General features: G+C 63.7%; 15 protein-coding genes. 6 read left to right on the plus strand and 9 right to left on the minus strand.

The features are described 5' to 3' along the window. The first annotated feature begins 18 nt into the window (after window positions 1–18). Entirely contained in the window at window positions 19–972 is a 954-nt protein-coding gene (locus FJ434_RS13890; protein ID WP_140748093.1) for a ring-cleaving dioxygenase, read from the plus strand. A gap of 98 nt (window positions 973–1,070) precedes the next feature. After that, window positions 1,071–1,250 carry a hypothetical protein gene (locus tag FJ434_RS13895; protein WP_181165932.1) on the plus strand — a complete coding sequence of 60 codons (180 nt, stop codon included), beginning with the start codon at window positions 1,071–1,073 and terminating at the stop codon, window positions 1,248–1,250. A gap of 25 nt (window positions 1,251–1,275) precedes the next feature. On the opposite strand, the gene FJ434_RS13900 is transcribed toward FJ434_RS13895, so the two are convergent. From FJ434_RS13900 to tkt, 7 genes are all read right to left on the minus strand, one after another. Then, complete coding sequence (locus FJ434_RS13900) at window positions 1,276–1,992, minus strand: SGNH/GDSL hydrolase family protein (protein ID WP_140748155.1); 717 nt, start codon at window positions 1,990–1,992, stop codon at window positions 1,276–1,278. A gap of 148 nt (window positions 1,993–2,140) precedes the next feature. After that, window positions 2,141–2,884 (minus strand): thioredoxin family protein, encoded by a 744-nt coding sequence (locus tag FJ434_RS13905; RefSeq protein WP_140509702.1) that lies wholly within the window; start codon window positions 2,882–2,884, stop codon window positions 2,141–2,143. Between the two features lie 178 nt (window positions 2,885–3,062). Beyond that, window positions 3,063–4,088 carry a class I fructose-bisphosphate aldolase gene (locus tag FJ434_RS13910; RefSeq protein ID WP_140748091.1) on the minus strand — a complete coding sequence of 342 codons (1,026 nt, stop codon included), beginning with the start codon at window positions 4,086–4,088 and terminating at the stop codon, window positions 3,063–3,065. A gap of 146 nt (window positions 4,089–4,234) precedes the next feature. Further along, complete coding sequence (locus FJ434_RS13915; RefSeq protein WP_140748089.1) at window positions 4,235–5,431, minus strand: phosphoglycerate kinase; 1,197 nt, start codon at window positions 5,429–5,431, stop codon at window positions 4,235–4,237. A gap of 157 nt (window positions 5,432–5,588) precedes the next feature. Continuing rightward, window positions 5,589–7,469 carry a potassium/proton antiporter gene (locus FJ434_RS13920; protein WP_140509708.1) on the minus strand — a complete coding sequence of 627 codons (1,881 nt, stop codon included), beginning with the start codon at window positions 7,467–7,469 and terminating at the stop codon, window positions 5,589–5,591. Window positions 7,470–7,655: 186 nt separating this feature from the next. Further along, window positions 7,656–8,666 carry a type I glyceraldehyde-3-phosphate dehydrogenase gene (gene gap, locus FJ434_RS13925; RefSeq protein WP_027141887.1) on the minus strand — a complete coding sequence of 337 codons (1,011 nt, stop codon included), beginning with the start codon at window positions 8,664–8,666 and terminating at the stop codon, window positions 7,656–7,658. A 157-nt stretch (window positions 8,667–8,823) separates the two neighbouring features. Next, the gene (gene tkt, locus FJ434_RS13930; protein WP_140509710.1) at window positions 8,824–10,815 is read right to left on the minus strand and encodes a transketolase; all 1,992 of its coding nucleotides are present in this window, start codon (window positions 10,813–10,815) and stop codon (window positions 8,824–8,826) included. Between the two features lie 263 nt (window positions 10,816–11,078). Between tkt and FJ434_RS13935 the strand changes: the two genes are divergently transcribed. The 4 genes from FJ434_RS13935 to FJ434_RS13950 all read left to right on the plus strand — a co-directional run bounded on the left by FJ434_RS13935 (window position 11,079) and on the right by FJ434_RS13950 (window position 13,616). Next, window positions 11,079–11,351 (plus strand): DUF4164 domain-containing protein, encoded by a 273-nt coding sequence (locus FJ434_RS13935; protein ID WP_015315371.1) that lies wholly within the window; start codon window positions 11,079–11,081, stop codon window positions 11,349–11,351. An 11-nt stretch (window positions 11,352–11,362) separates the two neighbouring features. Next, window positions 11,363–11,728: a cell division protein ZapA gene (locus tag FJ434_RS13940; RefSeq protein WP_027141889.1), complete on the plus strand. Its 366-nt coding sequence runs from the start codon at window positions 11,363–11,365 to the stop codon at window positions 11,726–11,728. A gap of 211 nt (window positions 11,729–11,939) precedes the next feature. Next, window positions 11,940–12,599, plus strand: coding sequence for a peroxiredoxin (locus FJ434_RS13945; RefSeq protein ID WP_140509714.1), 660 nt, complete (start codon window positions 11,940–11,942; stop codon window positions 12,597–12,599). Window positions 12,600–12,743: 144 nt separating this feature from the next. After that, window positions 12,744–13,616 (plus strand): MBL fold metallo-hydrolase, encoded by an 873-nt coding sequence (locus tag FJ434_RS13950; protein WP_140748088.1) that lies wholly within the window; start codon window positions 12,744–12,746, stop codon window positions 13,614–13,616. Window positions 13,617–13,698: 82 nt separating this feature from the next. Here the strand turns inward: FJ434_RS13950 and rpoH are convergent, their stop codons facing one another. Further along, entirely contained in the window at window positions 13,699–14,610 is a 912-nt protein-coding gene (rpoH, locus tag FJ434_RS13955) for an RNA polymerase sigma factor RpoH (RefSeq protein ID WP_015315375.1), read from the minus strand. Window positions 14,611–14,800: 190 nt separating this feature from the next. Next, on the minus strand, window positions 14,801–15,841 hold the full coding sequence (locus FJ434_RS13960; RefSeq protein WP_140748086.1) for an RluA family pseudouridine synthase: 1,041 nt from the start codon (window positions 15,839–15,841) through the stop codon (window positions 14,801–14,803). Window positions 15,842–15,844: the final 3 nt, after the last annotated feature.

Below are 15,844 nucleotides of genomic sequence, written 5' to 3' on the forward strand. Positions count from 1 at the left end.
AAAAACAGGGAGACGACCATGAGCTTGCAACTGACAGGAATTCACCATCTGACCGCCATCACCGCCAATGCGCCCGGCAATCTTCATTTCTACACGAAGGTGCTGGGGCTGCGGCTGGTCAAGAAGACGGTGAACCAGGATGATACCTCGGCCTACCATCTCTTTTATGCCGACGGCGAGGCAACGCCGGGTACCGACCTCACCTTCTTCGACTGGCCGGTCGGCCGCGAACGGCGTGGCACGCACAGCATCGCGCGGACCAGTCTCAGGGTCGGCAGCCGGGAGAGCCTTGCCTGGTGGAAGCAGAACCTTGCCAGCGAAGGCATCGCGACAGGAGAGATTGCCGATATCGGCGGTTACCCCAGCCTGGATTTCGAGGACCCCGAAGGCCAGCGCCTGCGGCTCGTCAGCGATGGCGGCGAGGGCGGCAGCCATCCCTGGCTGCAAAGCCCGGTGCCGGCCGAGCATCAGATCCGTGGGCTCGGGCCGATCGTGATCAGTGTCCCCGACATCACCAACACCGAGGCGGTGCTGACCGAGGTGATGAACCTGCGCAAGGCGCGTGATTATGCCTCGCCGGACGGCGAGGGCCAGGTCCACGTCTTCGAGATGGGCGCGGGCGGGCCGGCGGCGGAGCTTCATGTGGCCGTGCAGCCTGGGCTGGCGCCCGCAAGCCAAGGCGCCGGTGCGGTTCACCACGTCGCCTTCAGGGCGCCGGACCAGGAGACGTTGCATCAATGGACAGCGCGCCTGGCCGAATTCCGGCTGCCGTCGAGCGGCGAGGTCGAGCGCTACTACTTCCGCTCGCTCTATTTCCGCGAGCCGAACGGCATCCTGTTCGAGATCGCCACCGACGGGCCGGGGTTCACCGCCGATGAGCCGCTGGAGACGCTCGGCGAAAGCCTTGCCCTGCCGCCGTTCCTGGAGGCAAAACGCGCCTCGATCGAGGCCGGCCTCAAGCCGCTGAAATAGATCGCTGCGCGGTCAAGGCGGGCGCCGCGTTCCGGTTCGGGATCGCGGCGCCTTTTCTTTCCCGGAGACAGAACGAACCGCTTTGACAGGTGTCAGCGTTGCTGGTCAAAGGCTACATGACGAAACTCCTCGCCCTTGTCATTGTCGGGTTCATGGTGATTCAGATCATCAAGCCGCTCGGTTGGCCCGGGCTCAGGCGTCGCGGCGATTTCTGGAAATTGGCATTGCTCGCCATGGTGGCAATTTCGCTGGCGGCCGTGCTCGGGCATTTGACATAGGCCCTCGCGACATCTGCCGTCGGCTTCAGTCTGCAAGCACCGGGCCGACGAGATGTTCCGCCCACGCCCGGTAGCCGGCCTCCGAGGCATGAAACCCGTCGGAGGCAAAGCCGGCCTCGGGATTGGTGATCGGCAGGCGCGGGGCCGGCACCGCGCCGCGTTCCAGGCAGAGCCGTTCGCCCATCCGGTTCATCGCGGTGGCGCGGATCTCGAGGATCTTGCCGAGCAGCGACGGCATGGCCGGCGCACGCGTGAACTCCAGCACGGGCGACCATACCACGCGCGCCTCCGGCCATTTGGCGCGCAATGCATAGAGCAGGCCGCCGAACTCTCTCTTGAAACGCGGTACGGAATGAAAATTCTTGGTGTCGTTGGTGCCGATGGCAAGCACGGTATGCGTCCACGGATCGGCCGACAGATTGGGCAGGACGTGGTCGCGGATCTGGCCCGACGTCGCCGAATTGAAGCCGGCGGCACGCCAGCGCACAGCGCTGCCGGTGCGCTGCGCAATCATGACGGCAAGCTGCGCGGCAAGGCCGTTTTCGGAATTGCCGATGCCGACCGACGCGGCGGAGGAATCGCCCAGCACCAGTAGCGAAATCGCTGGCGCCTCGCCGGTGAGATCGTGCATGACCGGGCCTTGCGCCGGCAGCATGCGCGAGGTGCGGCGGCGCACGCCCAATCCCTGCCAGACATAGGCGGGGAAAGCGAGCCAGGTGAGGATGGTCGGAAAGCGTAGCATCGCTGGTCCATTGAACTGGTTTTCGACCAGCATTTAACGCATGTCGCGAGACAGGTGAACGAGCAGTTCCGGTGAAAACACGATCGCCTCGAGCGCTCTACCCTTTGTCTTACGCAATTCCGAAGGCAAGACTGCTTCGCACTGCTGGTTAGCCATCGTGGCAACCGCGCTCCGCTTGCGGCTCGCCTGCATATTGGTCGTGCAGCCGCACCCAATCCATCAGGTTGCGGTAGAGGCCGGTCTCGTCGCGGCCCTTCGGCGTCAGGTCCAGATAGTGGTAGGCGCCGATCAGTTGTTCGCCGCCACGGGCACGCGAAACGAAGGTCAGGAAAATGTCGCCGTTCTCGTCCCTGTAGAAAACGCTGGCGCCCGGAAGCTCCTTCGATGTCCGGGGTCGGGTCTCGAAATTGTAGGTGGTGTCGCCAGCCGCGATCTGCCTGTCGGTGAAGGAAACCTGCATATCGAAGTTGAAATCCGACGCATAGGACGACACCCAGTCGAACTTCCAGCCCATGCGCTGCTTGTAGGCTACAAGCTCGTCCAGCGGCGCGCGCGAGATTACGACCAGCGATACGTCGTGGTGCATGAGGTGCTGGTTGGCACCGTCGATATGATCGGCAAGAAAGGAGCAGCCTTCGCAATGATTGACGCAGCCCGGCCCGAACATGAAATGGTAGACGATCAGCTGGCTGTTGGCGCCAAACAGATCGGCAAGTTTCTTCGGCCCTCGTTCGGTCTCGAAGACGTAGTCCTTGCGAATTTTCAGCCAGGGCAGTTCGCGCCGCTCGGCCGCGATGCGTTCGCGAAGCCGCGTCAGTTCCTTCTCGCGGGCCAGATGTGCCTTATGAGCCTCGAACCATTCTTCGCGCGAAACGACCTTGTTGCGATGCATGAACTTCTCCCTGTTTGCACCCCAAGGACGTACGGGATGGGCGCAAGCCGACATCGCCGCTGCCAGGAATGCCCAGAGAAAATAAGAATGCGAATGCCTTGCCCCAAGGCCGGTGCGACAAAACGAAAAACCCGGGCATATCGGCCCGGGTTTGAAGGGAAGGGACAGCAGTGGGTCTTCAGGCAGCCTGTTCCAGGCTCGCCTTCCATTTACCGAGTGCCGCCAGGTGGTTCATGTGGGCGCGGTGGGTGAAGGCGGCCTGGCCGGCGGCGACGTTCGAGGCCTTGCCGCTCCAGGCCTTCTGCGGGGCGGCCTGCAGCGCGCGGCCGTAGGAGAAGGTCAGCTTCCACGGATGCGGGCCGATGGCGTTGATGGCATTGAGGTTGGCGGTCGCCTCCTCGTCCTCCTGGCCGCCGGAAAGGAAGGCGATGCCCGGCACCGCCGCCGGCACCGTCTCGCGAAACAGTTTTATGGTCTTTGCCGCGACTTCCTCGGGGCTGTCCACCGTGCCCGACTTTTTGCCAGAGAGCACCATGTTGGGCTTCAGGATCGTACCTTCGAGCACGACACGGGCGGCATAAAGCTCGTCATAGAGCTTCGTCAGCGTGGCCTTGGAAACCTCGTAGCAGGTGCCGATGTCGTGGGCGCCGTCCATCAGCACTTCAGGCTCGACGATCGGCACGATGCCGGCTTCCTGGCAAAGGGCCGCATAGCGGGCGAGCGCATGCGTGTTCGCGCCGATCGAGGTGGCCGAGGGCACGCCCCTGGTCGTGTCGATGTCGATCACCGCGCGCCATTTGGCGAAGCGGGCGCCGACCTTATAATAGTCGGCAAGGCGCTCTCGCAACCCGTCGAGGCCCTCGGTGATGGTGTCGCCGGGAAAGCCTGCCAGCGGCTTGGCGCCGGCATCGACCTTGATGCCGGGAATGGCACCTGATGTCTTGATGATGTCGACCAGCGGCGTCCCGTCGGCGGCTTTCTGGCGGATGGTCTCGTCATAGAGGATGACGCCGGAAATGTACCTGGTCATCGCGTCCTTGGCGCGGAACATCATCTCGCGATAGTCGCGACGGCTGTCGGCGGTCGATTCGACGCCAATGACGTCGAAGCGCTTCTTGATGGTGCCGGAGCTTTCATCGGCGGCCAGCAGGCCCTTGCCGTTGGCAACGATCGCGGCGGCAATGTCTTCGAGACGTTCGCTCATCATGCTTCTCCTGAACCGGTTTATCTGCGCCTAGCAGAACACTACCGCCAAAGGAATGATGCCGGAAAGCTCGAATCGATTGAAAGTCGCCGGCGCCGCCGCCGGCTCCCTAGAGTTGATCGGATTGTTGGCGAGCCGGGGTGCCCTCAGCGCTTCAGCACGTCCACGCCGGGCAACGGCTTGCCTTCCATCCACTCCAGGAAGGCGCCGCCGGCGGTCGAGACATAAGTGAAATCGTCGGCGACACCGGCATGGTTGAGCGCCGCCACCGTATCGCCGCCGCCGGCGACCGAAACCAGCTTGCCGGCCTTTGTACGCGCGGCCGCATGCCTGGCCGCCGCCACCGTGGCGTGATCGAACGGCTCGATCTCGAAGGCGCCGAGCGGACCGTTCCAGACCAGCGTCGCCGCGCGGTCGATCCATTCGCCGATCGTCGTCACGGTCTTGGCGCCGACATCGAGGATCATGCCGTCGGCTGGCACGTCGGAGATGGCGACGGTTTCGCAGGCGGCACCCGCCTCGAATTCTTTGGCGACGACGCCGTCGACCGGCAGGATGATGGCGCAGCCGGCTTCGGCGGCCTCGATCATGATCTGCTTGGCGGTCGGGGCCAGGTCATGCTCGCACAGCGACTTGCCGACATCGGTGCCGCGCGCGGCGAGGAAGGTGTTGGCCATGCCGCCGCCGATGACCAGCGCGTCGACTTTCTTCACCAGGTTCATCAACAGGTCGATCTTGGTCGAGACCTTGGCGCCGCCGACGATGGCGACAACCGGACGCACCGGGTTGCCCAGTCCTTTCTCCAGCGCCTCAAGCTCGGCCTGCATGGTGCGGCCGGCGAAGGAGGGCAACAGGTGTGCCAGCCCTTCAGTCGAGGCATGAGCGCGGTGGGCGGCGGAAAAGGCATCGTTGACGAAGATGTCACCATTGGCGGCGAGCCGTTCGGTAAAGGCGGGATCGTTCTTCTCCTCGGCCTTGTAGAAGCGGGTGTTTTCGAGCAGCAGGACGTCGCCCTTGTCCATGGCGGCGACAGCGCTTCCCGCCGTGTCGCCGACGCAATCGCTGGCGAAGCCGACGGGGCGGCCGAGCACCCCAGCGGTCGCCTTGGCGATCGGCTCCAGTGAGAATTCCGGCGAAGGACCATCCTTGGGCCGGCCGAAATGGGCGAGCAGGATGACCTTGGCGCCCTTGCCGGACAATTCGGCGATGGTCGGCGCGATGCGTTCGATGCGGGTTGCGTCGGTGACCTTGCCGTCGGCGACGGGAACGTTGAGGTCGACGCGCACCAGCACGCGCTTGCCGCTGATGTTGCCGATATCGTCCAGTGTCTTGAAGACAGCCATGCCGGTCCCTTTCGTCTGAAAATCGCCGGGACCATACCCCGCATCGGCGGCGATGCAAGGCTTTGGCCGGGGTCGGATGCGAAATTTTGAGACGGGCGGGGACATAGTCGGTGAAGACCGCCCGGCGCATGTCGAGGCGGTGCAACGGCCGACCGTGTCAGCTTTCGGCCGATGCCTTCTCGACCGGCGGCTCCGGGGTGTCATCCGCCCGCGGTGCCACCTGCGTCTCAGCCGGCTTACGCCAGTCGCGGATAAAGGCGACGAGACGGTCGCCGATCTCGCCGGCACTGAGGAAGACCGGCACCCTTGCCACCGGCGCGGTCGGTTCGAAAGATAGGCCGAGCCCGGTGATTTTGCCCTTGTCGTCGACGTCGCGCACGATCAGTTCGATCGGACCGAGCAGCACGCGGTCGGCATATTCGGCATGGCCGCCGAGCCGCGCCGTGACCAGTGCGCCGACGGTTTGCTTCTGCTCGGCCTCGGTGAGACCGGGCGCGTAGGCGGCTTCCAGTTCGGCGGCGGAACGTGCCGGATCGACGGCGAAGGCACCGAAGAAGTCGGCATCCTCCGGATCGACCACGGCGCGGCTGGCGAACAGCTTGTCGAGCAGGCGCGGATAGCGGTCGGGCACGAAGATGTAGACCTGATCGCCGGCGGCGAGCCGGCCCATGTCCTGGAAGCGCATCGAGCGACCGTCACGCAGCACCAGCGAGGGCCGCGCCCAGCGCGGGATGCGCTCGCCGCGCGCCACCGGACTGCCCGGCGCCACACGATAGGCAAGGAGCTCGTGATGCGCGGAGCCGGGCAGTTCCAGCTCGACCTTGTCCAGCGGTCCGAGCCGCGCCGGCACGATCAGGCCCAGGCGACGCGCCAGTGGGCCGACGGTCCAGCCCTGGATGACCAGCGACACCAGAACGATGATGAAGGCGGCGTTGAAGATGGTGCGGCCGTTCTCCAGCCCGCCGAGCAGCGGTGTAATGGCGAGCAGGATGGATACGGCGCCGCGCAGGCCGACCCAGGAGACGAAGGCGACTTCGGGACGCGGCAGGCGGAACGGGATCAGGCAGAGCCAGACCGCGACAGGGCGGGCGACGAACATCAGGAACAGGCCAAGCAGCACCGCAGGCACCATGATGGCCGGAAATTGCGAGGGCGTCGCGAACAAGCCGAGGATCAGGAACATGATGATCTGCGCCAGCCACGACATGCCGTCCTGGAAGCGCTTCAGGATGGTGACGGCGCGGATGTCGGAATTGCCTGCGATGAGCCCGGCGATGTAGACCGCCAGGAAGCCCGATCCGCCGATCGCGCCGGCGGCTGCGAAGACCATCAGCGACAGGGTCAGCACGAAGATCGGCAACAGGCCATGGTCGAGATTGAGCCGGTCGACCAGGCGCACGATGGCGAGGCCGCCAAGCACGCCGACGATGGCGCCGAGGCCCATGTTGATGAGGAAACCAAGGATCAGATTGGTGACCAGGGCATTGGTTTCGGGATTGGCGTGGGCGGCGATGATCTCGACCAGTGTGATGGTCAGGAAGATGGCGATCGGATCGTTGGTGCCGGATTCCACCTCGAGCGTGGAGCGCACGCGCTCGCGCAGATTGATCTCGCCGGCGCGCAGCAGGAAAAACACCGCCGCCGCATCGGTCGAGGCGACGGCGGCGCCGAGCAGGAAGGATTCCAGCCAGCTGAGGTCGAGCAGATAATAGGCGGCGGCGCCGAACAGGCCGGTGGTGAGAAGCACGCCGAAGGTCGCCAGCGACAGGGCTGGTCCCGCCGCCTGCCGCAAAGCGTTGAGCGGCGTGCCGAAACCGGAATCGAACAGGATGACGGCGAGCGCCAGTGAGCCGGCAAAATAGGCGACGCGGGCGTTGTCGAACTGGATGCCGAGGCCGTCGGTTCCGGTGGCGAGCCCGATGCACAGAAACAGGAGCAGGAGCGGGGCGCCGAAGCGGAAGGCGATCAGGCTCGAAAACGCGGCGGCGACAACAAGCGCCGTGCCGACCAGCGTGACGAGATAGATCGCATGCTCCATCCGTGATTTGCCCCTCGAATTCCTCTGCTTGCTGGCTTTACGGCAGAGTGGGGCGAAGGCGTGACCAGTGCAAGGCAGGAGGGTGGTTTTTTGCCCCGCGCCGCTGATTTTCGCGTTGCTGCTCCGGCAAACGAAAACGCCCGGACGAAGCCGGGCGTTTCGAGTGTCGAGAAGACGGATCTTCGATCAGGCGATGGTCTTGCCGAAAGCGACGGCGGTATCGCCCATGCGGTTGGAAAAGCCCCATTCATTGTCGTACCACGACAGCACCGAAACGAAGTTGCCGTCCATCACCTTGGTCTGGTCGAGCGCCATGATCGAGGAGCGCGGATCGTGGTTGAAATCGATCGACACGTTCGGGTGATGGGTGACGCCGAGGATGCCCTTCAGCTTGCCATTGGAGGCGGCGATCACCGCCTCGTTGATTTCCTGCACCGTGGTCGACCGCTTGGCGATGAACTTGAAGTCGACGACCGACACATTCGGCGTCGGCACGCGGATCGAGATGCCGTCGAGCTTGCCCTTGAGGTCGGGCAGGACGAGGCCGATGGCCTTGGCGGCACCGGTCGAGGTCGGGATCTGCGACAGGGCGGCGGCGCGGGCGCGGTAGAGATCCTTGTGCATGGTGTCCAGCGTCGGCTGGTCGCCAGTGTAGGAATGGATCGTCGTCATCATGCCCTTTTCGATGCCGACCGTCTCGTGCAGGACGGCCGCGAGCGGCGCTAGGCAATTGGTGGTGCAGGACGCATTCGAGATGACGATGTGGTCCTTGGTCAGCTTGTCGTGGTTGATGCCGTAGACGACGGTCAAGTCAGCGCCGTCGGCAGGTGCCGAGACCAGCACGCGCTTGGCGCCGGCGGTCAGGTGCGCGGCGGCCTTGTCGCGGGCGGTGAAGATGCCGGTGCATTCGAGCGCGATGTCGACGCCGAGTTCCTTCCATGGCAATTGCGTCGGGTCCTTGATCGCCGTGACCTTGAACTTCTCCTTGCCGACGGTGATCTGGTCGCCGTCGACCGACACTTCATGCGGGAAACGGCCGTGCACGCTGTCAAAGCGCAGCAGGTGGGCGTTGGTCTCGACGGGGCCGAGATCGTTGACGGCGACGACATCGATGTCCCTGCGGCCGGACTCATGGATGGCGCGCAGGATGTTGCGGCCGATGCGGCCAAACCCGTTGATGGCAACTCTGACGGTCATTGTTCTCTCCCTGGGAGCTGGAAGGCAGACGATTGGTCCGCAGCTTCATAGCGGCGGACGGGCGAAGAATCCAGCCGCAGCGGGCCGGATTTAAATCGATTAGGTTGGGCCAGTTCGGCAAAACCGCTTTTCACGCGATCTCGCCGGACCCCCAAAGTCATTTACCGTGCAAGCGAGCTTCCGCTGCCTTGGCGGCCGCCTCGGCGGTGATACCGAAATGCGGATAGAGCTGCTCGATGGTCCCCGAGGCGCCGAAGCCGGTCATGCCGATGAAGATGCCATCGGAGCCGATAAGATGATCCCAGCCCTGGCGGATGCCGGCCTCGATCGCCATCTTGATCGGCGCGTCGCCGATCGTCTTCTTGCGGTAGGCGTCGCTCTGCTTATCGAATAGTTCGAAGCAAGGCACCGAGACGACACGGGTCGGGTGGCCATGCCTTTCCAGAAGGTCGCGGGCGCCGAGCGCGATCTCGACCTCGGAACCGGTGGCGAAGATCGTCACCGCGGCTTCACCGCTGGCGGCGGCGAGTTCATAGGCGCCCAGGCTGCTCAGGTTGTTTTCGGTGAACTCGGTGCGCACGGTCGGCAGGTTCTGACGGGTCAGCGCCAGCGTCGACGGCGTCTTTTCGGATTCGAGCGCGATCTGCCAGCATTCGGCGGTCTCCACGGCGTCGGCCGGACGGAACACATTGTGATTGGGAATGGCGCGCAGGGCCGCCATGTGCTCGACCGGCTGGTGGGTCGGGCCGTCTTCGCCCAGACCAATGGAATCATGGGTCATGACGAAGATCGAGCGGATGCCCATCAGCGAGGCAAGCCGCATCGACGGACGGGCATAGTCGGAGAAACACAGAAAGGTGCCGCCATAGGCGATGAGGCCGCCATGCAGCGTCAACCCATTGATGGCCGCGGCCATGCCATGCTCGCGAACGCCGTAGTGAACGTAGCGCTGGCCGTAATCGTCCGGCGTGATGTTCTTGGTCTGGCTGGTCTTGGTGTTGTTGGAGCCAGTCAGATCGGCCGAGCCGCCGATGGTCTCGGGCACCGCGCCGTTGATGACTTCCAGCGCCATCTCGGACGATTTGCGGGTGGCGACCTTCGGCTTGTCGGCAGTAAGCTTCTTCTTGTAGTCGGCGATGACGGCGTCGAAATTCGCCGGCAGCTTGCCCGCGGTGCGGCGCTCGAACTCGGCCTTCAGCTTCGGATCGGCCTTGGCGAGGCGGCCTTCCCAGTCGGTGCGCGCCTTGACGCCAGCCTTACCGGCGGTGCGCCAGGCGTCGAGGATGTCGGCTGGAATCTCGAAGGGCGGCGAGTCCCAGCTGAAGAACTTGCGCGCGCCGGCGATCTCGTCGGCGCCTAGCGGCGAGCCATGCGCCTTGTTGGTGCCGGCCTTGGTCGGGGCGCCGAAACCGATCGTCGTCTTGCAGGCGATCATCGTCGGCTTGTCCGAGTGGCGTGCGGCCTCGATGGCGTAGGCGATCGCTTCCGGATCGGTGCCGTCGATATGGCTGGCATTCCAGCCGGATGCCTGGAAGCGGGCAACCTGGTCGGTGTTGTCGGCGAGCGAGACCGGGCCGTCGATCGAGATGTTGTTGTTGTCCCAGAAGACGATCAGCTTGTTGAGCTTGAGGTGGCCAGCAAGCGCGATGGCTTCCTGGGAAACACCTTCCATCAGGCAGCCGTCGCCGGCCAGCACATAGGTGTAGTGGTTGACGAGGTCGTTGCCGAAGGCGGCATTCATGATGCGCTCACCAAGCGCGAAGCCGACCGAATTGGCGAGGCCCTGGCCGAGCGGACCGGTCGTGGTCTCGATGCCGGTGGCATGGCCGTATTCGGGATGGCCCGCTGTCTTCGAGCCCAGCTGGCGGAAGTGCTTGATCTGGTCGATGGTCATGTCTTCGTAACCGGTCAGATGCAGCAACGAGTAGAGCAGCATCGAGCCATGGCCCGCCGACAGGATGAAGCGGTCGCGGTCGGCCCAGTGCGGGGCCTTGGGATCGTATTTCAGGAAGCGGGTGAACAGCACCGTGGCGATGTCGGCGCAGCCCATGGGCAGGCCAGGATGGCCGGAATTCGCCTTCTCGACGGCGTCCATGGAGAGAAAACGGATCGCATTGGCCATCCGGTCATGTTGTTCACGCGACGTCATGGTACCTCCAGGGTGGGGGTTTGGGGGGCTTGGGAAAGCCCTTGAAAAGGGTGCGCGACACATAGCAGGCGCGGGCTTTTAGTCAACAAATCGGGTGCACATTTGCCGGTCTTGTGATGCCGCAGGCGGGACTACTTTAGCGTTAGCGGGGGACAGTCGCGAGAGCTTTGTTGACGTGGCCTTCACCCGGTGCCTAATGTTTCTGACATAACGCGTTCTGAACGCGAACGATTCGGTGATGGGCAGGGCACAGGACGAAGGCCATGACCGGGGAAACCACGCTCAAGGAAGTAATCGCCAGGCTGAGCAAGGCCATCGAGGGGCTGGAAAACGCCGTCGCGGCCAAGCTCGAGCACGAACGCGACTATTCGGAAGCCGAGGCAGAAGTGCAGCGGATGAATGCCGATCGCTCGCGGCTGGCGCAGGAGCTCGACAATTCCGAAGCGCGCGCCGAACGGCTGGAAGACGCCAACAAGGAAGTCTCGCGACGGCTGGTGACCGCGATGGAAACCATCCGCGCCGTGTTGGACAGATAGGAGCTGGCCCGATGGCACAGGTCACGGTTTCAATCGACGGCAAGCAGTACCGCATGGCCTGCGACGAGGGCCAGGAAGAGCATCTGATCGATCTCGCCGAACGCTTCGATCGTTATGTCTCGCATCTGAAGGATTCTTTTGGCGAGATTGGCGACCAGCGGCTGACCGTCATGGCCGGCATCATGGTGATGGACGAGCTTTCCGAACTGCAGAAGCGCGTCAAGGGCATGGAGAGCGAAGTGCTGACCTTGCGCAAGACGCGCGACGAGGCACTGACCAAGGCCGACAAGAGCGACAGCGTGCTGACCAACGCGCTCGGCGCCTTGGCGCAGCGCATGGAAGACCTGGCGACGTCGCTGGCGATCACCAAGGCCTGAGGCGGGCCTCGCCGATCCCTGGCGTTTGTCTCATGCCCAATGTCACGCTTTATTTTCGCCCCGATCCGAAGGCGCGGAAAAATTTTTGCCCGTCGGGTGAATAGCCGTCATCTCCACCGTTTAATCAGTCACGTAGCGGTGCTAGGAATAGGTGCCGGCGCCGGCCGGCGATAGAATGCAGGCTAAATTTCACCAGGGGTAGGGATAGGTCATGAGTCTTCGTATCAACGACATCGCGCCGGACTTCACCGCCGAGACCACGCAAGGGACCATCAAGTTCCATGACTGGATCGGCGACGGTTGGGCGATCCTGTTCAGCCATCCGAAGAATTTCACGCCGGTCTGCACGACCGAGCTTGGCACGATGGCGGGGCTCGAGGGCGAGTTCAAGAAGCGCAACGTCAAGATCATCGGCATTTCGGTCGACCCGGTCGAAAGCCACGGCAAATGGCAGGACGACATCAAGACGGCGACGGGCCATTCGGTGCATTATCCGCTGATCGGCGACAAGGACCTCAAGGTCGCCAAGCTCTACGACATGCTGCCAGGCGGCGCCGGCGAAACCTCGGAAGGCCGCACGCCCGCCGACAACGCCACCGTGCGCTCGGTCTACGTCATCGGACCGGACAAGAAGATCAAGCTGGTGCTGACCTATCCGATGACGACGGGGCGCAACTTCGACGAGATCCTGCGCGCGGTCGATTCCATGCAGCTCACCGCCAAGCACCAGGTGGCGACGCCGGCGAACTGGAAGCAGGGCGAGGACGTCATCATCACGGCCGCCGTTTCCAACGAGGATGCGATCAAGCGCTTCGGCGCTTACGAGACCATCCTGCCCTACCTCAGGAAGACCAAACAACCTTCCGCCTGAAGCCGACTCGTCGGAACAGTTTTTGGTTTTCCTCTCCTGCGAGCCAAGTCATGCTTGACTGGCTCGACGGGGCGGACAACCATGCTCGCGGCGGGTTCCGGCGGAGAAAATCGTTCCTGCCGGCTGTGAGCGATGGAGCCGGGAATGGATGTAGCTTTGGCCAGGCCTTTGGTCAGCGGCTTCTATGACAAGCCGACCGGAGCCATCCAGTATGTCGTCGCGGACCCGACGACGAAGCGCTGCGCCATCATCGATCCGATCCTGGATTTCGACGAGAAATCCGGCGCAACGGGTACGAGGAGCGCGGATGCGCTGCTCGCTTTCATTGGAGAAAATGGGCTGGAGCTCGAGTGGATCCTCGACACCCATCCCCACGCCGACCATTTCTCAGCGGCGCACTATCTGAAACAGAAGACCGAAGCGCCGATGGCGATCGGCGACAGGATCGTCGACGTCCAGGCACTATGGAAGGTCATCTACAACTGGCCCGATTTTCCCGCCGACGGTTCGCAGTGGGACAGGCTGTTTGCCGAAGGCGAGACGTTTCGGATCGGAACCCTTCCAGTCAAGGTGCTGTTCTCACCCGGACATACGCTGGCCTCGATCACCTATGTGGTCGGTGACGCCGCCTTCGTGCATGACTCGCTGTTCATGCCCGACAGCGGCACGGCAAGGACGGATTTTCCCGGCGGCAGCGCCGCGCGGCTCTGGCGTTCGATCCGGGGCATCCTGGCCCTGCCGGAGGAAACCCGGCTGTTCGTCGGCCATGATTACCAGGCCGGCGGGCGCGAGCCGATGTGGGAGAGCACGGTCGGAGCGCAAAAGGCGACCAACATCCATCTTGTCGCTGCCCGCAGCGAGGCCGAGTTCGTCGCCCTGCGCGAGACGCGTGACCGGACATTGCCGATGCCGCGGCTGATCCTGCATGCGCTGCAGGTCAACATGAATGGCGGACGGCTGCCGGAGCCGGAAGCCAATGGCCGGCGGTACCTCAAGTTTCCGCTTGATGGGCTTTGAGGGTACGCTCCGGCTTCTTGTATACAAAGAGGGCGGCGCCAGTTTCCTGACGCCGCCCTCTATTTCGTAATCGGTCCCGGCTTTAAGCCGCCGGCTGCGCCTCGATGGTGCGCAGCGCCTGCATCTGGCGCTTGGCGGCGGCCTTGACGGCATCCTGCACCTTCTCGAAAGCGCGCACCTCGATCTGGCGCACGCGCTCGCGGCTGATGTCGAACTCGGCCGAAAGCTCTTCCAGGGTGAGCGGCTCCTCGGCGAGGCGACGCGCCTCGAAGATGCGCCGCTCGCGATCGTTGAGCACGGCCAGAGCGCCCGACAGCATGCCGCGCCGGTTTTCCAGTTCGTCCTGCTCGATCAGCATCTCTTCCTGGCTTTCGTGGTCGTCGACCAGCCAGTCCTGCCATTCGCCGGACTCGCCTTCCGTCGCCCGGATCGGCGCATTGAGTGACGCGTCGCCGGACAGGCGGCGGTTCATCGACACCACTTCGGCCTCGGAAACGTTCAGCCGCGTGGCGATTTCGGCGATCTGGTCGGGCTTGAGATCGCCGTCGTCCAGCGCTTGAATCTTGCCCTTCACCTTGCGGAGATTGAAGAACAGGCGCTTCTGGTTGGCGGTCGTGCCCATCTTGACCAGGCTCCACGAGCGCAGGATGTATTCCTGGATCGAGGCCTTGATCCACCACATGGCGTAGGTCGCGAGGCGGAAACCGCGCTCGGGTTCGAATTTCTTGACGGCCTGCATCAGCCCGACATTGCCTTCCGAGATCACCTCGCCGATCGGCAAGCCGTAGCCGCGATAGCCCATGGCGATCTTGGCGACGAGCCTCAAATGGCTGGTGACGAGCTTATGCGCGGCCGTGGTGTCTTCATGCTCGGCATAACGCTTGGCGAGCATGTATTCTTCCTGCGGCTGAAGCATGGGAAAGCGGCGGATTTCTTCCAGATAGCGGCTGAGGCCGCCTTCGCCGGAAACGATACTGGGTAATGACTGGGCCATGATAGCGCCCCCTCTCTATTGGAGTAATGCCCCCGAAACGCGGCGGGCATGTGACGCGAGCACCAAAAGGCTCGCCCGCGACATCAGATCTTATACAGGAACAAAACCAGAAAAGACAGGCATTTGTTCAACACGAAACAGTGTGTCACGCTGAAGTGAACAATGACAGTCAGGTTTTTTGATGGTTGGTTCAGAGTTTGCGGAAGCCTTCGACGAGTTCCTCCATATCCTCCGGTATCGACGCCTCGAACCTCATCGTTACATGGGTAGTGGGGTGCCGAAATGCAAGGAGCCAGGCATGCAAAGCTTGCCGGGAAAATGCCTTGACCTGAGTTTTCAGGGGCTCCGGCAGCCGATTGGCCTTGGTGCGGAATGCCAAGCCGTAATCGGGATCGCCGATAACGGGATGGCCGATATGGGCCATGTGGACGCGGATCTGGTGGGTGCGGCCGGTTTCCAGCCGGCATTCGACGAGGCTCGCGGTGGCGAATTCCCGCTGGCCTTCGCCGAAGCGCTCTTGCACGGCAAAGCGGGTGACGGCGTGGCGCGCGTCGTCGCGGCCTTCCGGCACGACGGCGCGGCGCACCCGGTCGGCGGCGCGGCCAAGCGGCGCATCGATCGTGCCGGTCGGCCTTTGCGGTGTGCCCCAGACCAAAGCCAGGTAGGCGCGTTCGAGGTCGCCGGTCAGGCCGTGGTCGGCGAAGGCTTCCGATAGCGACTTGTGGGCGCGGTCGGTCTTGGCGACCACCATGACGCCGCTGGTCTCCCTGTCGAGGCGGTGGACGATGCCCGGGCGACGCACCCCGCCAATGCCCGACAGGCTGTCGCCGCAATGGTGGATGAGCGCATTGACCAGCGTGCCGGTCCAGTTGCCGGCGCCGGGGTGCACGACAAGCCCCGCCGGCTTGTTGATGACGATCAACTCGTTGTCTTCGTAGAGCACGTCGAGCGCGATGTTCTCGCCCTGCGGCAGCGCCGGTTCCGGTTCCGGCATGGCGACCGACACATTTTCGCCAGCGCTCATCTTGCGCTTGGTTTCGTTGACCCGCTTGCCGTCGATGACGACGACGCCTTGCCTGATCAGCATCTGCACGCGACTGCGTGACATGTCCGGGCCAAGCGCTGCCGCCAGCCACTGGTCGAGGCGTTGGCCGGCCGCATCCGCGCCGGCGACCAGCAAGGTGGGCGCGGCCTCTATCAATTCAGGGGCCTCTTCGCTATGAGCGCTCATCGA

This window comes from Mesorhizobium sp. B2-5-13, from assembly GCF_006440535.1.
Classification (GTDB): domain Bacteria; phylum Pseudomonadota; class Alphaproteobacteria; order Rhizobiales; family Rhizobiaceae; genus Mesorhizobium; species Mesorhizobium salmacidum.